Source organism: Actinomyces dentalis DSM 19115, from assembly GCF_000429225.1.
Classification (GTDB): Bacteria; Actinomycetota; Actinomycetes; order Actinomycetales; family Actinomycetaceae; genus Actinomyces; species Actinomyces dentalis.
Genome location: NZ_AUBL01000029.1, coordinates 38036 through 56134, shown reverse-complemented (window position 1 = coordinate 56134; position 18099 = coordinate 38036). Strand labels below are relative to the sequence as shown.

The 18099-nt window shown below is 71.0% G+C and carries 13 protein-coding genes; 5 read left to right on the top strand and 8 right to left on the bottom strand.

The window, feature by feature from the left end; translation table 11 throughout:
• Positions 1-229: 229 nt before the first annotated feature.
• The 6 genes from G446_RS0107840 to G446_RS0107815 form a co-directional block, all read right to left on the bottom strand.
• Positions 230-856, bottom strand: coding sequence for a nucleotidyl transferase AbiEii/AbiGii toxin family protein (locus G446_RS0107840; protein WP_051285767.1), 627 nt, complete (start codon positions 854-856; stop codon positions 230-232).
• Positions 853-1233, bottom strand: a complete 381-nt coding sequence (locus tag G446_RS0107835; RefSeq protein WP_211228265.1) for a transcriptional regulator — start codon at positions 1231-1233, stop codon at positions 853-855. The genes G446_RS0107840 and G446_RS0107835 overlap by 4 nt, the downstream gene beginning before the upstream one ends.
• Positions 1234-1434: 201 nt before the next feature.
• Entirely contained in the window at positions 1435-3333 is a 1899-nt protein-coding gene (locus tag G446_RS0107830) for an alpha-glucosidase (protein ID WP_026409742.1), read from the bottom strand.
• A 185-nt stretch (positions 3334-3518) separates the two neighbouring features.
• A complete protein-coding gene (locus G446_RS0107825) occupies positions 3519-4418 on the bottom strand; it encodes a carbohydrate ABC transporter permease (protein WP_026409741.1) in 900 nt (299 codons plus the stop codon).
• 6 nt (positions 4419-4424) lie between these two features.
• The gene (locus G446_RS0107820; RefSeq protein WP_026409740.1) at positions 4425-5363 is read right to left on the bottom strand and encodes a carbohydrate ABC transporter permease; all 939 of its coding nucleotides are present in this window, start codon (positions 5361-5363) and stop codon (positions 4425-4427) included.
• 13 nt (positions 5364-5376) lie between these two features.
• Positions 5377-6642: an ABC transporter substrate-binding protein gene (locus tag G446_RS0107815; protein WP_026409739.1), complete on the bottom strand. Its 1266-nt coding sequence runs from the start codon at positions 6640-6642 to the stop codon at positions 5377-5379.
• Between the two features lie 140 nt (positions 6643-6782).
• Here G446_RS0107815 and G446_RS0107810 point away from each other — a divergent pair, with 140 nt between their 5' ends.
• On the top strand, positions 6783-7961 hold the full coding sequence (locus tag G446_RS0107810; RefSeq protein ID WP_084779083.1) for an ROK family transcriptional regulator: 1179 nt from the start codon (positions 6783-6785) through the stop codon (positions 7959-7961).
• Here the strand turns inward: G446_RS0107810 and G446_RS16695 are convergent.
• Together G446_RS16695 and G446_RS16690 are read right to left on the bottom strand one after the other, a co-directional pair.
• On the bottom strand, positions 7945-10200 hold the full coding sequence (locus G446_RS16695) for a TIM-barrel domain-containing protein (protein WP_051285766.1): 2256 nt from the start codon (positions 10198-10200) through the stop codon (positions 7945-7947). The two genes, G446_RS0107810 and G446_RS16695, sit on opposite strands and share 17 nt — an antisense overlap.
• Positions 10197-11240: a LacI family DNA-binding transcriptional regulator gene (locus G446_RS16690; RefSeq protein ID WP_051285765.1), complete on the bottom strand. Its 1044-nt coding sequence runs from the start codon at positions 11238-11240 to the stop codon at positions 10197-10199. Before G446_RS16690 ends, G446_RS16695 begins: the two co-directional genes overlap by 4 nt.
• A 123-nt stretch (positions 11241-11363) precedes the next feature.
• Here G446_RS16690 and G446_RS0107795 point away from each other — a divergent pair, with 123 nt between their 5' ends.
• From G446_RS0107795 to G446_RS0107780, 4 genes are all read left to right on the top strand, one after another.
• Positions 11364-12755 (top strand): ABC transporter substrate-binding protein, encoded by a 1392-nt coding sequence (locus tag G446_RS0107795; protein WP_026409737.1) that lies wholly within the window; start codon positions 11364-11366, stop codon positions 12753-12755.
• Between the two features lie 79 nt (positions 12756-12834).
• Positions 12835-13797: a carbohydrate ABC transporter permease gene (locus G446_RS16685; protein ID WP_084779081.1), complete on the top strand. Its 963-nt coding sequence runs from the start codon at positions 12835-12837 to the stop codon at positions 13795-13797.
• Positions 13794-14615 carry a carbohydrate ABC transporter permease gene (locus G446_RS0107785; RefSeq protein ID WP_026409736.1) on the top strand — a complete coding sequence of 274 codons (822 nt, stop codon included), beginning with the start codon at positions 13794-13796 and terminating at the stop codon, positions 14613-14615. Before G446_RS16685 ends, G446_RS0107785 begins: the two co-directional genes overlap by 4 nt.
• A 3-nt stretch (positions 14616-14618) precedes the next feature.
• Positions 14619-17171, top strand: coding sequence for a glycoside hydrolase family 31 protein (locus tag G446_RS0107780; RefSeq protein WP_026409735.1), 2553 nt, complete (start codon positions 14619-14621; stop codon positions 17169-17171).
• Positions 17172-18099: the final 928 nt, after the last annotated feature.

Below are 18099 nucleotides of genomic sequence, written 5' to 3'. Positions count from 1 at the left end.
GCCCTGCGGTGGGCGGCCAACCACAGGCAGATGGTGTGGGCGATGGACTCGGGAACATCCAAAGTGGCAGGATAGGACAGCACGCGGGGACCCCCTGGTAGCGGATTCATTGGTCAGAACACACTATCCCGGGCGGCCCCCGCGCGCACCACCCCCACCCCCCGCCCAATCCCCCCCGCACCACCGCGCCGATCCCCGCCAGTCCGGGGGCTTTCCTGGTGAGAAAGGCTCATTGTATGCAACGTTCTTTAATTCCTTCCAACTGCTCCGAGTCGACGCCGTAGCGGCGAACATCCAAAGGCGTCACCCGACGCACGGCCTCCAGCTGCTGGGCGAACATACCCGTCTCGAAGCCAGGGTCGCGCTCGGTGACAGCGTTCACCAGCTCCTCGTCAGTGAACTGCCCCCACCTGCGTATCGCGTCGACATCGAGGTAATCGCGCGGCTCACCGCGCGAATACAGCGCGGAAACCTTGCTGCCGACCGCGTCCTCCACACTCAACACCGGCCCAACTCCGAGAACCACCGGGGCGCTTCTGCGCCAGTCAACTCCCAGATCGACCTCCAACCGCGTCTCATCGGCGGCGCGCACCCGCAGTCTGGCGAACCATGTCGCTCGGCGGACCTCCCCGACCTCGTAACCGCGTTCCCTTAGATCCTTCGAGACTCGTTCGATGGCTCTCACGAACTCCACGGGATCCCGGGTCGTGGTGAACAGATCGACGTCCTCCGTGGGACGGTCGATCACACCGTGCTCACGGATGGCGCCGGAACCCGCCAGGGCGAAACCGAACCCGGCAATGCCCGACAGGGCGATACGGGTCACCTCACGCTGCGCATCACGCTTCTCACTCATGCGCCCGCCCTGTCTCGAAGACGCGGGAAACGGGTCTCCCACAATTCACGGGCGCGCCGCGGCAGGAGCAGTTCCGGCCACACCTCCACGAGACGATCGCGATTGAGGATGGCCGCCTGATCGGCGACCGCGCCCTCAGCCACCACCGCTCGGTAGACCAGGCCGACACCGCCCTTCTCATCAAGATCGATGCGACCGTCTCCCGGCGCCCACAGCAGCGTATGGGGCAGTTCGACGACGCCGCCCGAAGGTCCCCTGAGATCGTCCAGACTCTCGGGAACCTCGTAGGGTTTCACATCACGAATGAACATCCGACGCTCGGCCTGCACCGTGCACCGCGCATCCTCGCACCGATCACCGCCGGTACTCTCGACCATGGTGAGGACCTCCCCGGCACTCCGAATCTCATGATACCAAAACGGCATGGACGCAGGAGAAGCGGAAAGGCTCCCGAACCGCGTCTACTGCGTGGAGAGCTCGAACCGTGCTCCGGTTCCGGTGAGAAAGATCCCTCGCACCGTCTCGCGGCCCTGCCCGGGCGGGCGGGGGTGGGGACGCCCCGCCTCACCCGGCGCCCCTCACACGGTGCGGCGCAGGATGACCGAGTCCCAGCCCCCGAGCCGCTCGGGCGCGCCCGTGCCGGAGCCGGCCGCCTCGTCGGCGGGCAGCGAGGCCATCAGCACGCGCTCGGCGTCGGACCACTCCCCCAGGTCCAGCCCCTCATCGGCCAGGCGCGCGGCCAGCGGCGAGCCGGGGGCGAGGTCGAGCCCGTCCCGCCCCCAGCAGGCCAGGAGCAGGACCTGCTCGCGCCCGCCGTCGGGCTGCCGGTCCCCGCCGTCCTGACCGCGCCCGCCGTCGGCCCGGCCCCCGTCCCGGCCGCCCTGCAGGCTCTCGCGCAGGATCACCCAGGCGGCCGGGTCGTCGGCGGCCAGGAGCCGGAAGGAGCCGAGGGCGACGGCGTCGTCGTCGTGGCGCAGCGCAATAAGGGCGCGGTAGTGCTCGAAGACGGACCCGGGCGCGCCCACCTGGTCGGCGGCGTTGATCTCGGTGTAGTTGGGGGTCACGGGGATCCACGGCTCGCCGGTGGTGAAACCGGCGTTCGCGGTCGCGTCCCACTGCACGGGGGTGCGGGCGTTGTCCCGGGAGACGCGGGCCAGGGCCGCCAGGACCCGGGCGGGGTCGTCGCCGACGCCGGTGCGCTCGTGGAAGTGGTTGATGGACTCCAGGTCCCGGTAGTCCTCCAGGCCGCGGAAGACCGTGTTGGTCTGGCCGAGCTCCTCGCCCTGGTAGACGTAGGGCGTGCCCCGGTGCAGGTGGAGGATCGAGGCCAGCGTCTTGGCGCTGAGCACCCGCCAGGCCGGGTCGTCGTCGCCGAAGCGGGAGACGGCGCGGGGCTGATCGTGGTTGTCCCAGTAGGAGGAGTTCCAGCCGCGCTCGACGCCGTCGACCGGGGCCAGGCCCTCCTGCCAGCGGGCGAGGTTCTCCTTGAGGGCGACGAAAGGCACGGGCCGCGGGTCGAACTTGCCGCCGGGACCGGCGTCCAGGCCGGTGTGCTCGAACTGGAAGACCATGTCGAGCTCGGGGGCGTCGAGGTTCGTGTAGCGCTGAGCCTGGGCGAGGGTGACGTTCGCAGTCTCGCCGACCGTGAGGATGTGGCGGGAGCGGGGCGCGAAGACGGTCCGCCACATCTCGTGGAGGAACTCGTGGACGCGCGGGCCGTTGGCGACGGCGGAGAAGCCGTCGCCGAACAGGTCGCCGTCGCGCTTGACGCCGTCGACCAGCGGGTGGGTCTTGGAGATGAGGGAGATGACGTCCATGCGGAAGCCGTCGACGCCGCGGTCGAGCCAGCGGCCCATCATGGCGTGCACGGCGCGGCGGACGTCGTCGTTCTCCCAGTTGAGGTCGGGCTGCTTGGGGGAGAACAGGTGGAGGTAGAACTCGCCGGTGGCCTCGTCCCAGGCCCAGGCGGAGCCGGAGAAGGCCGAGCCCCAGTTGGTGGGCTCGGTGCCGGGGCTGCCGGGCTCCAGGCCGGGCACGTCGCGGGCCGGCCGCCAGATGTACCAGTCGCGCTTGGGGTCGTCCCGGCGGGAGCGGGAGGCGGCGAACCAGGGGTGCTCGTCGCTCGTGTGGTTGACCACCAGGTCCATGACCAGGCGCATGCCGCGCCCGTGCAGTGCGGCGATGAGCTCGTCGAGGTCGGCGAGCGACCCGAAGAGCGGGTCGACGTCCTCGTAGTCGGAGATGTCGTAGCCGTTGTCGTCCTGCGGGGAGCGGTAGACGGGGCTGAGCCACACGACGTCGACCCCGAGCCGGTCGAGGTGGTCGAGGCGGGCGGTGATGCCGGGGATGTCGCCCACGCCGTCGCCGTCGGTGTCCTGGAAGGAGCGCGGGTAGACCTGGTAGACGACGGCGCGGCGCCACCAGTCGGGGTCGTCGCCGACGTGGCGGGGGCTGGTGATGAGGGCGGGGCGGCTCATGGGAGGACCTTCCGGTGCGGTGCTGGTTGCGGTGGACGACGGCGGTGGTGGGCTCCGGCCGATCCCGCCCCGGCCGCCCCGGCCGGTCCGGGCGGCGGACTCGATTCGGCCTTGCGGCGCAGTGCGGCGCGACGGCGGGCGGGATGTGACCGGGGCGGGGCCGAGCCGGCCCCGCCCCGCGGATCTCACTTCTGCGACCCCCGCATGACGCCGGAGATGACCCAGCGCTGGGCGAAGACGTAGACGAGGAACATGGGGGCGATCGCCATGAGGTAGGAGGCGAAGGACACCGGGTAGTTCGTGTTGAACTGCCCCTGGAAGACGTACTGGGCCAGCGGCAGCGTCGCCTTGGTCTGGTCGGTGAGGATGACCAGCGGCAGCAGGAAGTCGTTCCAGGCCCACAGGCAGGTGAGGATCCCGACCGTGGCGTTCATGGGCGACAGCAGCGGGAAGATGATCCTCCAGAAGATCTGCCAGCGCGAGGCGCCGTCGATCGCCGCCGCCTCCTCGAGCTCCTCGGGGATCGCCTTGATGAAGGAGGTGTACATGAGGATGTTGAAGGCCAGGCCGTAGACGACGTAGAGCAGGATGAGGCCCGCCTCGTTGTCCAGGTGCAGCAGGGCGGTCTCCTTGACCACCGGCAGCATGATGATGGGGAAGGGCACGAACAGGGCCGCCACGAAGTAGTAGTACATGCGGCGGAACCAGGGCCGGTGCATATTGCGCCCCAGCGCGTAGGCGACCATCGAGTTGGTCAGCAGCGTGAAGACGGTGGCCCCCACGGTGATGATCGAGGTGGTCAGCAGCCGCTTGGGGTAGGAGGTCGTCTCCCAGGCGGTGCGGAAGTTGTCCAGGCTCCAGTGCTCGGGCAGCGCCCAGCCGGAGGCAGCCAGCTCCTCGGTGGTCTTGAAGGAGGTGACGACGGTGAAGTAGAGCGGCACCAGGATCGTCAGGCTCAGGACGACCGCCAGGGCGGTGCCCCACCAGTTGGTGCGGCCGAAGGTACCCCTGGAGTGACGGCGGACCCGGTAGACCTCGGGGGCGCCGGCGCCCAGGCGCGACGCGGGGGCGGTGGTGGTGGTCATCGCGGATCAGACCCTTTCCTGGCTCTGGGTGAAGCGGAGCTGGGCGAAGGACAGCAGCACCACGATGAGGAAGTAGATGATGCCGTTCGCCGTCTGGTAGGCGTACTCGCCGCCCTGGAAGCCGTTGGTGAAGATGAGGTAGGAGATGGACTGGGTCGCGGTGCCCGGGCCGCCGCTGGTCAGGGCGACGATCTGGTCGAACACGCCCAGGAAGCCCTTGAAGGACAGCACCATGTTGATGCCCATGTAGGGGATGATGAGCGGCAGGGTCATGGACCACAGTCGCCGCACGGGTCCGGCGCCGTCGAGCGCGGAGGCCTCGTAGATCTCATCGGGCACGGTCTGCAGCCCGGCCAGGTAGATGATCGTGTTGTAGGCGACCGCCTGCCACACTCCCACGAGCACGATGGCGAGCCAGGCCAGGTCCTCGTTGGCCAGCAGCGAGGTGCTCAGCCACTCCCACCCCAGGGCCTGGCCGATCGCCGGCAGGTTGTTGGTGAACAGGTAGCTGAAGATGTAGGAGACGACCAGCACCGGCAGGACGTAGGGGACGAAGAAGACCCCGCGCAGCAGGCTCTGCGCCTTGATCCTGGAGTTGAGCAGCAGCGCCAGGCCCAGGGCGATGAGGTTGGTCAGGAGCGAGGCGACGATCGCGTACTTGAAGGTGAACAGGTACGAGCCCCAGATGATGTCGTCGGTGAAGAGGTTCTTGTAGTTGGTCAGCCCGACGAAGTGCCAGTCGCCGTAGCCCTTGGAGTTGGTGAAGGTGTAGAAGAACCCGGTCAGCAGCGGGATCGTCAGCAGCACGGTGAAGACGGCGGCCGCGGGCACGGTCATCCAGATGAAGGCCGGGTCGATCCTCCTGCCCCGGCCGCCCCGGTCCTTCCGGCGGTCCGACGGCGTCGCGGCCCTGGCCCCGGAGTCGGTGGTCGTGGTGGTCATCATGCGTTCGCCTTTCTCACGCCGTCTCGTTGATGCGGCGGATGACCTTGTCCCACCGGCTGTCCAGGGTGGTGATGAGCTGGTCGAGGTCGCCGCTGAAGAAGTACTGCTGGAGGTAGGAGTTGAGCGTGATGGCCGGCGGGAAGTTGTGGTCCGAGTAGGTCGCCACGCGCCCGGAGTCGAAGTAGGGCTGGAGGCCCTCCAGCGCGGGGTCGGTGGTGGACAGCGCCGTCAGGGTCGGGTAGGCGACCTGCTCGTCGCAGTAGGACTTCATATTGGCCTCGCTCATGAGGTACTCGAAGAAGCGCAGGCTCTCCTCGGGGTGCGCCGGGTCCTTGCCCATGGTCAGGGCGACGTCGACGCCGGAGACGACCCTGGTGTCGGCGGCGGTGTCGGCCGGGGTGGCGAAGGTGCCCAGGTTGATGTCGGAGTTGTAGGAGCGGATGGCGGGGATGGCGTAGGTGCCGTGCCAGTACATGGCCCCCTTGCCCTGGGCGAAGCCCTGGTTGCCGTCGTTGTAGCCCAGGCCCGCCTTGTCGGGGTTGCCGTAGCCGTAGGCCTGGAGCATCTTCTCGAACACGGGGGTGAGCTCGGCGAAGGAGGTCCCCGAGGACAGGTCGGCGCGCTTGGCGTACCAGGCGGCGACGCCGTCGGTGAGGAAGGAGCCGGACAGGGAGGAGAAGGCCGGCGCGCCGGTCCAGTTGTCCTTGGTCGCCCAGTAGAAGGGGTTGATGCCCCGCCCGGTGAGCTCGTCGCAGATGCCGATGAGCTCGTTCCAGGTGGTGGGCGGCTCCAGGCCCGCCTCGGCGAAGATGTCCTTGTTGTAGATGATGCCCGAGCCGTTGTCGGCGAAGGCGAGGCCGTTGGTCTGCCCCTCCCCGCCCTGGCCGAGGGTGTTGAGGATGGAGGCGAAGGCGGGGTTGACGCCGTCGAGCAGGGCGGTCCGGCCGAAGTCGTAGAAGATGCTGGTCCTGGTCAGCGCCCCGTAGTTGTAGTCGCCGTTGATGGTGATGAGGTCCGGCATGTCGCCCTTGACCAGGCGGGCCCGCAGGGAGGTGATGTTGTTGGCCTGGAAGTTCTGGGTGACGACGATGTCGGGGTTGGCCTCGTTGAAGTCGGTGCAGATCCGGTCGAAGAGGTTGATGGCCTCGCTCTTGAACTGGAAGAGCTCGAGATGGACCTTGCCGTCGCCGGACGAGCATCCGGCGAGTCCGCCGGCGGCCGCGAGCGCCGCCGTCCCCGCCGCGGCGGCGAGGAAGGAGCGCCTGCTCAGTGCTGTCATGGAGGGACCTCCGTGCATCCTTGCTTGAGGTGGGTGAGTGGGGTCTGGTCGCGGTTCCGGGGGCCGGGGCCGCGACCCGAGATTATTTTGCTACAAAATAAACGACGTGACAAGCCCCCGCCGTCGGGCATGATGGCCCCATGCCCGCTCAGAACGCGCCGCCCGCGGGCGGGGGCCCGACGGCCCCCGCCTCCCCGTGGGCGGAGCTGAGCGGGACCCAGCGGGCGATCGTCCTCGCCCTCCTGCGCCACGGGCGCCTGTCGCGCCCGCAGATCATGAGCCTGGTCGGCATCTCGCCGGGGTCGGTCACGCGGCTGACCGCCCCCCTCGTCGAGCGGGGTCTGCTGGTCACCCGCCCCGAGCGGGCCTCGGGCGCGGGCCGGCCCCCCTCCCCCCTGGAGGTGCGGGCCGACGCCGAAAGCCTCGTGGGTGTCTCCGTGTCGGCGCGCACCCTCACGGCCGTGCTGACCGACCTGCGCCTGAACGTGCTGGAGACGGCTCGCCGCCCGCTGCCGGGCCACGACCCGCGGCGGGTGACGGACTTGCTGGCCGACGTCGTCGGCGAGCTGCTCGCCCGCCGCCCGGCGGCGCCCGCGCCCAGCTGCCTGGGCCTCAGTCTGGGGGGCACGAGCCGCGACGGACGCACCGTCGACGAGGCGGTCTTCCTCGGATGGCGCGGCGTGCCGCTGGCCGCGGCGATCGAGGCGCGCACCGGCCTGCCGACCAGGGTCGGCAACGACCTGACCGCCCTGACCCAGCACGAGGCGTGGTTCGGGGCGGGCCGGGACCATGGGCGCTTCGCACTGGTCACGGTGGGAGTGGGCGTGGGCTACGGGCTGGTCGTCGACGGCGGGGTGATCACCTCGCCCGACGCCGAGCTCGGCCTCCTGGGCACCATCCCGGTTCCCGACGGCGCCCGCCCGCCGGTCGCCTCCCCGGCCATGGACTGTCTGACGGACACCGCCCTGGAGCGGGCCTGGACGGCGGCGGGCGGCGGACGGGCGCGGGCCGGGGCGATCGTGCGGCGCGCGGCCGACGGCGACCGGGCGGCCGTGGCCGTGTGCGCCTCCTTCGCCCGGCGCCTGGGGCGCCTGATCGGAATGCTCGCCGCCTTCACCCTGCCGGAGGTCGTCGTCGTGGCCGGTGAGCGCGCGACGATCGCCTCGCTGTTCGAGGAGCAGGTGATGGTGGGCATCGCGGCGGTGCGGCGCGCGAGCGCGCAGAGCCCGACGATCGCGGTGCGCGAGCACGAGCGGGTCGACTGGGCGCGGGGCGCGGCCTGCCTGGCCCTGAGGTCCCGGGTCATGGGCGAGCTGTGACGGGCGCGCCGCCCCGCCGCCCGCCGGCGAAGACGGGCCCCAGAGCCCCCCACCGCTCCGCCCTGACCAGCACCGGCACCTCGCCGAGGGGGTAGTCCCGCTCGTGGACGGCGCCCCCGTCCACCCGCTCTCCGGTCCACGGATCGATCCAGCTCCCGGCGGGCGCGTAGGTCCTCCAGGGGCCGCGCCCCGGCTCGGTCACGGGGTTGACCACGATGTCGTCGCCCAGCAGGTACTCGGTCTCGTAGTCCCAGATCGCCGGGTCGGAGGTCTCGAAGAACAGGGCCCGCATGAGCGGCTTGCCGCCGCGCAGGGCCCGCGCGGCCTGCTCCACCAGGTAGGGGCGCAGGCCCTGGCGCACCGCGACGAGCTCTCGCGCGAGATCCACGAGCCGCGGGCAGGACCGGCGCTCGGCGACGTTCCAGGGCGTCCTGTCGCGGCACGGGGCGCGGTGCCCGTTGAACTCCGAGTGGTACTGCATCAGGGGCATGAAGACGGACGCGCCCCAGGCCCGCAGGTAGAGCTCGGCCTCGGGCACGTCGCCGGAGAACCCGGCGATGTCCCACCCCCAGTAGACGACGCCGCAGGCCGAGGCCGTCAGCCCTGCCCGGATCGCGGCCCGGAAGGCCTCCCAGGTCGAGTCCTCGTCGCCCGCCCAGAAGGCGCCGTGGGCCTGGGAGCCGGTGAATCCGGAGCGGGAGAAGGTGACGGGGGCCCGGCCCTCGCGGCGCAGGAGGTCCCCGTAGGCGCGCGCGTAGGCCACCGGGTAGAGGTTGGCCCCCGCCTCCCCGGCGCTGCCGTCGCCGAAGCGCAGGTCCCGCCCCCAGGCGTGCTCGCCGCCGTCGGTCTTGAACCCGTCGACGCCCACGTCCGCGACGAGGTAGCGCCGCCAGCTCGTCCACCACCGCGCCCCCTGCGCGGTGGTCAGGTCCGGCATGAGCGCGCCGGGGAACCACCAGCCGCGGTTGGCGTAGGGGCGCCCGTCCGCCCGGCGGACGACGTGCCCGGACTCCAGCAGGGCGTCGCGCTGGGCGGCGGCCGGCGCGCCCAGGCCCGGCTCGTCCTTCTGCAGGGGGACCTGCCACAGGATGACGCGCACGCCCCGGTCGTGGAGTTCGGCGACCATTCCAGCGGGGTCGGGCCAGGCGCCGTCGGCCGGGAACTCGAAGTGCTCGTAGGAGTAGGGCCGGGAGGGGTCCCCGCGGTAGCGCGAGTCGCGGAAGATGCAGAACCCCTCCTCGTCGCTCCACGCCTCGATGACCACCACCGACACGGGGATCCCCTCCCGCTCGTGGCGCTCGACCTGCTCCATGACCCTGTCGCGGGTGTTCCACTCGTTGCCGGAGGCCCACAGCCCGAAGACCCACTCGGGCAGCTCCTCGCCGCGCCCCGTGCGCGCCGTGTAGGCCGCCAGGACCTCCTGGGGGGAGCCGTCCCACACGGGCGCCTCCACCTCGGGGCACGGCTCGGCCCGCCCCAGGTCGATCTCGACGATGAGCGCGTCGGGGTCGTCGGAGGCGATGGCCAGGCGGGTGCGGCCCGCGGCGGCCACGTGGAACCCCCATCCCGCCGCGCCGACGACGTGGGCGAAGGGCACGGGGAAGTAGGTGAAGGGCGTGCGCCACTGCCCCTTGTACTGCTCGAAGACGCGCAGGTCGACGTCGTGCCCGCGCTGGTCGATCGCGTCGTAGCGCTCCCCGAGCCCGACGACGTGCTCGCCGCGCTCCAGCCGCATGGCGAAGCGCACGCCGTGGGTGCCGGCCGACGAGGTCAGCCAGGCGATCGAGTCCCCGAGCGCCCGGCGGCACCGCAGCCGCCCCGCCTCCCCCCGGGCGGGGCCGGGCGTCCACCGCGCCGACTCCACCGGGAACCAGTCGGTGCGCGACTCCCGCCCGGAGGGATCGGTGACGAGGAAGCGGTAGCGCCACGGCCCCTCGGGCGCCCGGGGGATCGTCGCCGTCCAGCCGGTCGGGCCGACGGCGGCCGCCTGCGCGGAGGCGAGGTGCCCCTCTGCCCCGATGACCGGCCCCGCGGCGTCGGAGGGCGCCAGGGCGAGGCGCTCGCGCGCGCCGGCGCGCGTCTCGATCTCGACGACGGCCCCGGCCGGCGGGCGCCCCGGGACGATCCCGAGCCTGACGGGCTCCCCCGCGATCGGCAGCAGGGGGACGCGCTCCTCGTCGCCGTGGTCGTAGGGGTGGCCCCTGCCCTCGGGCACGTGGAGCGGGTCGGGTGCGGTCATGGCGCTGCTCCTTCACGGGTCGTCGCGGGGGCGGGCGGGGCCCCGAGGGTCTCGCCGGGGATCCAGGTCACGGGCAGGATCGTCCCGCGGGGGGCCAGCTCGTCCGCCGCAATGGCCCCGACGAGGTAGTCCACGGCCGTCGTGGCCTTGTCCCTCACCGACTGGCGCACGGTCGTCAGCCGCGGGACGGCGAACGCGGACATCTCCAGGCCGTCGAAGCCGACGACGGACACGTCCCCGGGGACGTCGAGGCCGCACTGCCTCAGCCCGGCGACGATCCCCAGCGCCAGGATGTCGCCGGAGGCGAAGACGGCCGTGATCTCCCTGCGCCCCTCCGCCAGGCGGTGGGCGAGGGCCTGCCCCTGCCCGAAGTCGACCTCCGCGAGGAAGACGTTGCGCCGCTCGAGGGTCGCGCCGTGCTCGGCGAGCCCCCGCCTGAGGCCGTCGAGCCTGGCGCGCACCACTCCCGGCCTGGCGGTGGAGGGGCCGGCGAAGGCGATGTTCCGATGCCCGGCCGCGGCCAGCTTCTCGCCGGCGATCCGCGCGCCGCCGACGTCGTCGATATTGACGTGGGAGACCTCGCCCAGGTCCTCGTACGCGTCGACGAACACCGACGGCGCGGCGACGCGGCGCGCGAAGTCGCGGGGGGCCATGGCGGTGGTCGCCATGACGACCGCCCCGGACACGTTCCAGGAGCGCAGCTGGGAGACCGTCTCCGCCACCCGCGTGGCGCCGCACAGCATGAGCGCGAAGCCGGCGCCGCGGGCCCGCTCCTCGCAGGCGCCCACGAAGAGCGACTCGTAGGGCGAGTCCAGGGCCGCGCGGCCCGGGACGGCGCCGTAGACCAGGGCGATGATCCGCGAGGAGCAGGACGCCAGGGAGCGGGCCGAGGCGTTGGGGACGTAGCCGATCTCCTCGACGGCGGCCCGCACCTTCTCGACGGTCGCCGCGGAGACCCTGCCCTCCCTCCCGTTGATGACGTTGGACACGGTCATGGCGCTGACCCCGGCGAGCCGGGCGACGTCCCGAAGCGTGGCCATGTCGTTCCTCCCGGGTCCGGCTGCGGTGTTGACCATCTTACAGACAGAGGTGTACCGTTAAACTAGGTTTAGCGCAACACCTTGTGCTGGACCGGCACCTCCGCCTCAGACACAGGAGTCCCCATGGCACCCGCCCCGCACCCCTCCCGCCGCTCGTTCCTCCTCGGCGCCGCCTCCCTCGCCGCCCTGATCCCGCTCGCCTCCTGCTCGGGCGGCTCGGGCGGCCCCACCAAGGACACGACGGCGGACAAGGGCCTGCCCGTCCAGGGGACCACCCTGACCTACGACCCCAACACCCTGGTCAACAACGGCGAGCCCATCACCCTGGAGTGGTGGCTGTGGGACGGCGAGGAGCAGTTCACCGCCTTCGCCGACGCCTACCGGAAGATCCACCCCAACGTCGAGATCAAGATCGTCAACCAGCCCTGGGACGACTACTGGACCAAGCTGCCCCTCGCCCTCCAGGGGGACAAGGGCCCCGCGATCTTCAACATCCACAACTCCCACCACGAGAACATCCTGCCGTACTGCGCCGCCTACGACATCGACCTGGATGCGGCCCGCACGGACTTCGTCGGCGTGAACGGGCACGTCATCGACGGCCGGGTGTACTACCTGGACTACGGCCTCATGACGGGGCTCATCTACTACAACAAGGCCATGTGGTCCGCCGCGGGGCTGACGGAGGCGGACATCCCCAAGACCTGGGAGGAGTTCCGCGCGGTGGCCAAGAAGCTGACCATCAACGAGGGCGGCTCGCTGAGCCAGGCCGGCTTCAACTTCAACACCTCCGCCTACGTCCTCCTGCTCGGCAAGCACTACCAGTCGGGCGCCAACCTGTTCGACAAGGAGGGCAAGAAGGTCCAGCTCGACACCGACGTCGTCAAGGCCGACCTCGCCTTCCTCACCGACCTGTACGGCGTCGACAAGGTCGGCTCGCCCGACTTCGGCAGCGACTCCGACGAGGCCTTCGGCCAGGGGCTGTCCGCCATGACCTACAACTGGGGCCACTACTACGGCACCCTGAAGGACAAGTACCCCTCCATCGACTTCGGCACCTTCCAGACGCCGGTCGGCGCCGCGGGCGCCGCGCCCTACGCCTACGACCGCTGCAACGGCGAGTCCACCCCGGGCATCAACAAGAACGCCCCGGCCGGAGCCCAGGAGGCCGCCCAGGACTTCCTGAAGTTCTTCCTCACCAGCGACGAGCTGCTCAAGAACCTGTGCCTGCGCTACAGCCTGTTCCCCGCGTCGGCCTCCCTGGCGGACAACGACGAGATCGCCGCCCACCCCGTCATGAAGGCGCTGGGCTCGATCGACCGCTACATCTGGCCGGGCCCCATGCCCGCCACCGTGGAGGACAACGCGAAGACCGCCGTCGCCGACGTCCTGTACAACGGCGCCGCGGCGCCCGCGGCGCTCTCCGCGGCGCAGTCCGCGATCGACGCCGACCTGGCCAAGACCTCCTTCGTGTCGGTGGAGGGCGACTACGCCCACGCCGACGAGGCCAAGTAGAGCGGCCGAGCCGAGCAGAAGCAGCCGAGTAGAACAGGAGTCCGGCGGTGGGCGGCCCCGACCGCCCACCGCCCCGATCATGAGCACCACCACCATCCCCACCGGGGGCGGAGACCCCGCCACCAGACCCAGGACCCCCGCCGCGGGCGGAGCCCCCGCCGCCGGCCGCAGGCGCGCGTACGCCGGCGAGCGATCGCTGCGCAACGGCGTCGTGGCGCTGATCGTCATCTTCAACGCCGTCCTGCTCGTCTACCCGATCGTCCAGGCCCTCCTGGGCTCCTTCCACCAGTGGAACCCCCTCAACGGCACCTACCGGTGGGTCGGCCTGGAGAACTACTCCGACCTCGCGGCGGACCCGACGTTCTGGACGTCCCTGACCAACACGGCCTACTTCTCGGTCGTCGTCATCGCGCTGCGGGTCGTCCTCGGCCTGGCGCTGGCCTACGCGATCTGGTCCCGGGTCACGCGGCACAAGACCTTCTTCCGCGCCGTCTTCTACATGCCGACCGTCACCCCCATGGTGGCCATCGCCTACGTGTGGAAGCTCATGTACAACCCGCAGATCGGCGTCTTCCACAGCCTCCTGGGGATCGACCTCAACTGGCTGCACAACTCCCGCTGGGCCCTGCCCGCCGTCATGGCCATGACCGTCTGGAAGGACTTCGGCTACGCCGTCATCCTCTTCCTGTCGGCCCTGCACTCCCTGCCCGAGGACGCCCTGGAGGCGGCGAGCGTGGACGGGGCGTCGGCGTGGCAGAGGTTCCGCTACGTCATCAACCCGCTGCTGCGGCCCATGACGGTCTTCGTCGTCATCACCTCCCTCATCAGCTACGTGCAGGCCTACGTCCAGATCCTCATCATGACCGAGGGCGGGCCCGGCAAGTCCACCTACCTCATCTCCTACATCATCTTCGACGAGGCCTTCCAGAAGTACGACTTCGGCTACGCCTCGGCGATCGCCTTCGTGCTCCTGGTCATCACCGCGGCCCTCACCGCGCTGTCCTTCTCCGTGTCCTACCGCCGCAGCGGGGGTGCACGATGAGCCGGCGCATTCAGACCATCGTCCTGGAGGGCGTCCTGGCGGTGCTGGGGATCACCACGGTGTTCCCCTTCGTGTGGATGCTCTTCTCGGCCTTCAAGCCCAACCGGGAGATCGTCAGCCTCCGCCAGTCCCTCCTCCCGCAGGAGTGGACCCTGGAGAACTTCACCGGATTGCAGGACAAGTTCGACTTCCTCCGCTTCTTCCTCAACAGCCTCGGGGTCGCCCTGGTCATCACCGCGGTGACCATCTACACCAGCTGCCTGTGCGGCTACGTCCTGGCCAAGTACCGCTTCCGGGGGCGCAACGCCGTCTTCGGCTTCATCCTGGGCACCATGATGATCCCCTGGGCCGTGACCATCATCCCGCGCTACAGCATGTTCGCGTCCTGGGGGCTGCGCGACCACTACATCGCGCTGATCCTGCCGGCCGCCCTGTCCGGGTTCGGCATCTTCATGTTCCGCCAGTCGATGAGCGACATCCCCGACGCCATCCTCGAGGCGGCCCGCATCGACGGCGCCGGCGAGATCTACATCTTCCACCGCATCGTGCTGCCCATGAGCCGCAACCCCATCTCGGCCCTGGCCATCTTCCAGTTCCTGTGGTCCTGGGAGGACTACCTGTGGCCCTACCTCATGATGGACAGCGAGGACAAGCAGGTCCTGGCCGTGGGTCTGACCACCTTCAACGGCCGCTACGGAACCGACTACGGTGGTCTTTTCGCCGCCACGACGATCTCCGTCATCCCGGTCCTCGTCGTCTACCTCATCTTCCAGAAGCGCTTCATCGCAGGCGCCGCCGCCGCCGCAGTCAAGGGCTGATCCATGACCTCACCGCTGTCCCCCGCCCCCGCCGGGCTCCGCCCCGCCCCGGCCCGCCCCGACGCCGTCGTCACGGCGGACGGAGCCCGCTTCACCGTCCTGACCGACCGGCTCATCCGCATGGAGCACTCGCGCACCGGCGACTTCGTCGACGCCGCCACCCAGCTGGTGGTCTCGCGCGACCTGGGCCCGGCGCCCGACTTCGAGGTGCGCCGCGGGGAGGACCGGGTCGAGATCCTCACCGCCCACCTCCACCTGACCTACCAGCCCTCCCGGGGCTTCTCCCGCTCGGGCCTGACCGTGAGCCTGCGCACCGCCGTCATCAGCCCCCACGGCGGCGCCTGGCGCCACGGCGATACCTGGGACCCCGAGGAGACCTACCCCACCAACCTCGGCGGCACCCGCCGCACCCTGGACGAGGTCGACGGGCGGGCCCGCCTGGACCCCGGCCTGCTCGCCACCCACGGCATCGCCGTCGTCGACGACTCCGCCTCGCTCCTGCTCCAGCGCGACGAATGGGTCCGCCCGCGCCCCGGCGCCGACCCCGTGGACGGGCGCACGCCGGACGAGGACCTGTACCTGTTCGGGTACGGCCAGGACTACCGGGGGGCGCTGCGCGACTTCTTCGCCCTGACCGGCCCCACGCCCCTCATCCCGCGCGCGCTGCTGGGCAACTGGTGGAGCCGCTTCCACAAGTACTCCCAGACCTCCTACCTGGCTCTCATAGACCGGTTCGCGGCCGAGGAGCTGCCCTTCTCCGTGGCCGTGATCGACATGGACTGGCACCTGGTGGACATCGACCCGGCGATCGGCAACGGCTGGACCGGCTACACCTGGAACACCGACCTGTTCCCCGATCCGGAGCGCTTCCTGGCCGCCCTGCACTCCCGCGGCCTGCAGGTCGCCCTCAACCTGCACCCCGCCGCGGGCATCCGCCGCCACGAGGCCGCCTACGAGCCCATGATGCGCCGGCTCGGCCTGGACCCCGCCTCCGGCGACGAGATCCCCTTCAACATCGGGGACAAGGACTTCACCGCCGCCTACCTCGACCACGCCCACCACCCCCTGGAGGAGCAGGGCGTGGACTTCTGGTGGCTGGACTGGCAGCAGGGCGGCGTCACCGACATCCCGGGGCTGGACCCGCTGTGGATGCTCAACCACGTCCACTACCTCGACTCCGGGCGCGAGCGCACCCGCACCGGGGCCGACGGCCGGGTCGAGCGCTACCGCCGTCGGCCCATCACCTTCTCCCGCTTCGCCGACGCCTCCAGTCACCGCACGCCCATCGGCTTCTCCGGGGACACGGTGATCACCTGGGACTCCCTGCGCTTCCAGCCCGAATTCACCGCCACCGCCGCCAATATCGGCTACTACTGGTGGTCCAACGACATCGGCGGGCACATGTTCGGCCGTTGCGACGACGAGATGGCGGCCCGCTGGGTCCAGCTGGGCTGCTTCTCCCCCATCAACCGGCTCCACTCGACGGACTCGGTGTTCAACTCCAAGGAGCCGTGGCGCTTCTCCCGCGACGCCCGGGCCACCATGAACGCCCACCTGCGGCTGCGCCACCGGCTCGTGCCCTACCTGTACACGTGGGCGCGCCGGGCCCGCACCGAGGGCGTCGGCCCCGTCCGACCGCTCTACCACGACTTCCCCACGCAGATGGGCGCCTACGCCCACCGCACCCAGTTCCTCTTCGGCGACCTCGTGATCGTCCCCGTCGTCCACCCCGCGGACCCGGTCAGCACCCTGGCGCGCGAGGACGCGTGGCTGCCCCGGGGCACCTGGTTCGACGTCGTCACCGGCCGTCGCTACGAGTGCCCCGACGCCGCCGGGCGCGACCTGACCCTCTCGCGCCCGCTGGACCGCCTGCCGGTCCTGGCGCGCGCGGGCGCCGTCGTCGTCGGCGCTGAGGACCTGGGCGAGGCGGCCGGGGACAATCCGCGCCGCCTGTCCGTCATCGTCGTGCCGGGGGCCGACGGCGAGTTCGTCCTGGAGGAGGACGACGGCTCGCCCGACCCGGGCGAGGACGCCATCGTGCGCACCCGCTTCGCCCTCGCCTGGGACGAGGCGGGCGGGGCCTGCGACGGGGCCGGGGGCCGAGCCGGGGGCACGGCCCGCCTGACCATTGAGCAGACCGGGCCCGACGGCGTCGTCCCCGCCGAAAGGGAGATCACCGTCCACCTGCTGTGCGTGGACGACGCGTCGCTGCGGGCCGACCGGGTCGGGATCGGCAGCGGGGCCGGTGGGCGGGAGCCGGTGGTGACGGCGCGCGCGGCCGACGGCTTCGCGCTGGGCCCCGGCGTCGACATCGCCCTGGGCGCCGTCCGACCGGCCGACGGCGTCGAGCTGGTGCTCACCGGGGTGCGCACGCGGCCGCCGTCGTTGAAGGAGGAGGCTCTGCCCATCCTCGAGGCGGCGCAGATCGCCTACAGCGCCAAGGACCGGGCGTGGGGGGTGATCGCCTCCGGGGCCACCGGCGGGGCGCTGCTGGGCGGGTTGCGGGCGGCGGGACTGCCCGACGAGATTCTGGCCGCCTTCGCCGAGATCGGGTGAAACGGCTCCGGTGGGGGCGGCGGGGCCGGCTCGGCCGTCGTGCCGGCGCGTCAGCCGCCGTTCGGGCCCACCGGCCCGGACGCCGGGCGGTCGCGAACCCCGACCCACCCGACCTGCCGGGCGGCGCCCGGGGCCGAAGTCGGTCACCCGCGGGTCCCGACCCGCCCAAGCCGGCCCCCGGCGGACACGTGCGCTCCGGGCCTGCATCACCGCGGAGCCCGACCCGCCCCCATGGGCCACACGCGCCTCACCGGACACGGATTCCCCTCCCGGAAGCGGGGTCTGAAGCGCAAAATGGCGCCCTGGGAGGATCGTTCCGCCCCGCACCCGGCATCGGACTCACAAGAACCGCGGAATCACGCGGAAGTCGCCGAACGCACCCGACGTGCCGGCGCGAACGATCCTCCCAGGGCGCCAAATCTCCTCCGAAGACGCATCAGGACCGTCCCCGCGACCTCCGCTGCGGACAACGAGCACGGAAAGCGCGTGTCGGAACCTCGGGTCGTCCCCGTGACACCCGCCGCGAGCCGGCGTGGCGCGGGACCGGCGGGCCCCGCACGATATTCCGCGAGCACGTCACTTAACCCGCGAGAACGTCTGCTAGAGGTACGTGCTCGCGGGTTAAGTGACGATCTCGCGGATTAAGTGACGTGCTCGAACAACGATCCCGTACGCCGCATCCCCGGGCGCGGACGGCGACTCGGAGAAGGCGACTCCCGCGTACTTTTACGGGTGCACGACCGCGCCGTGCGCACGGGGAATGACATCATTGAGCCTTTCTCACCAGGAAGCCCTCAGGACTGGCCGGGATCGGCGTGATGGTGCGGGTGGGGCTCCTGGGGCGGTCCGGGGCGGGGACGTGTCCAAATCTGTTGCGAAGGCGCCCCGGGCCGGTAAGAACTCGCAATAGACGTCAGAATCGGGAGAC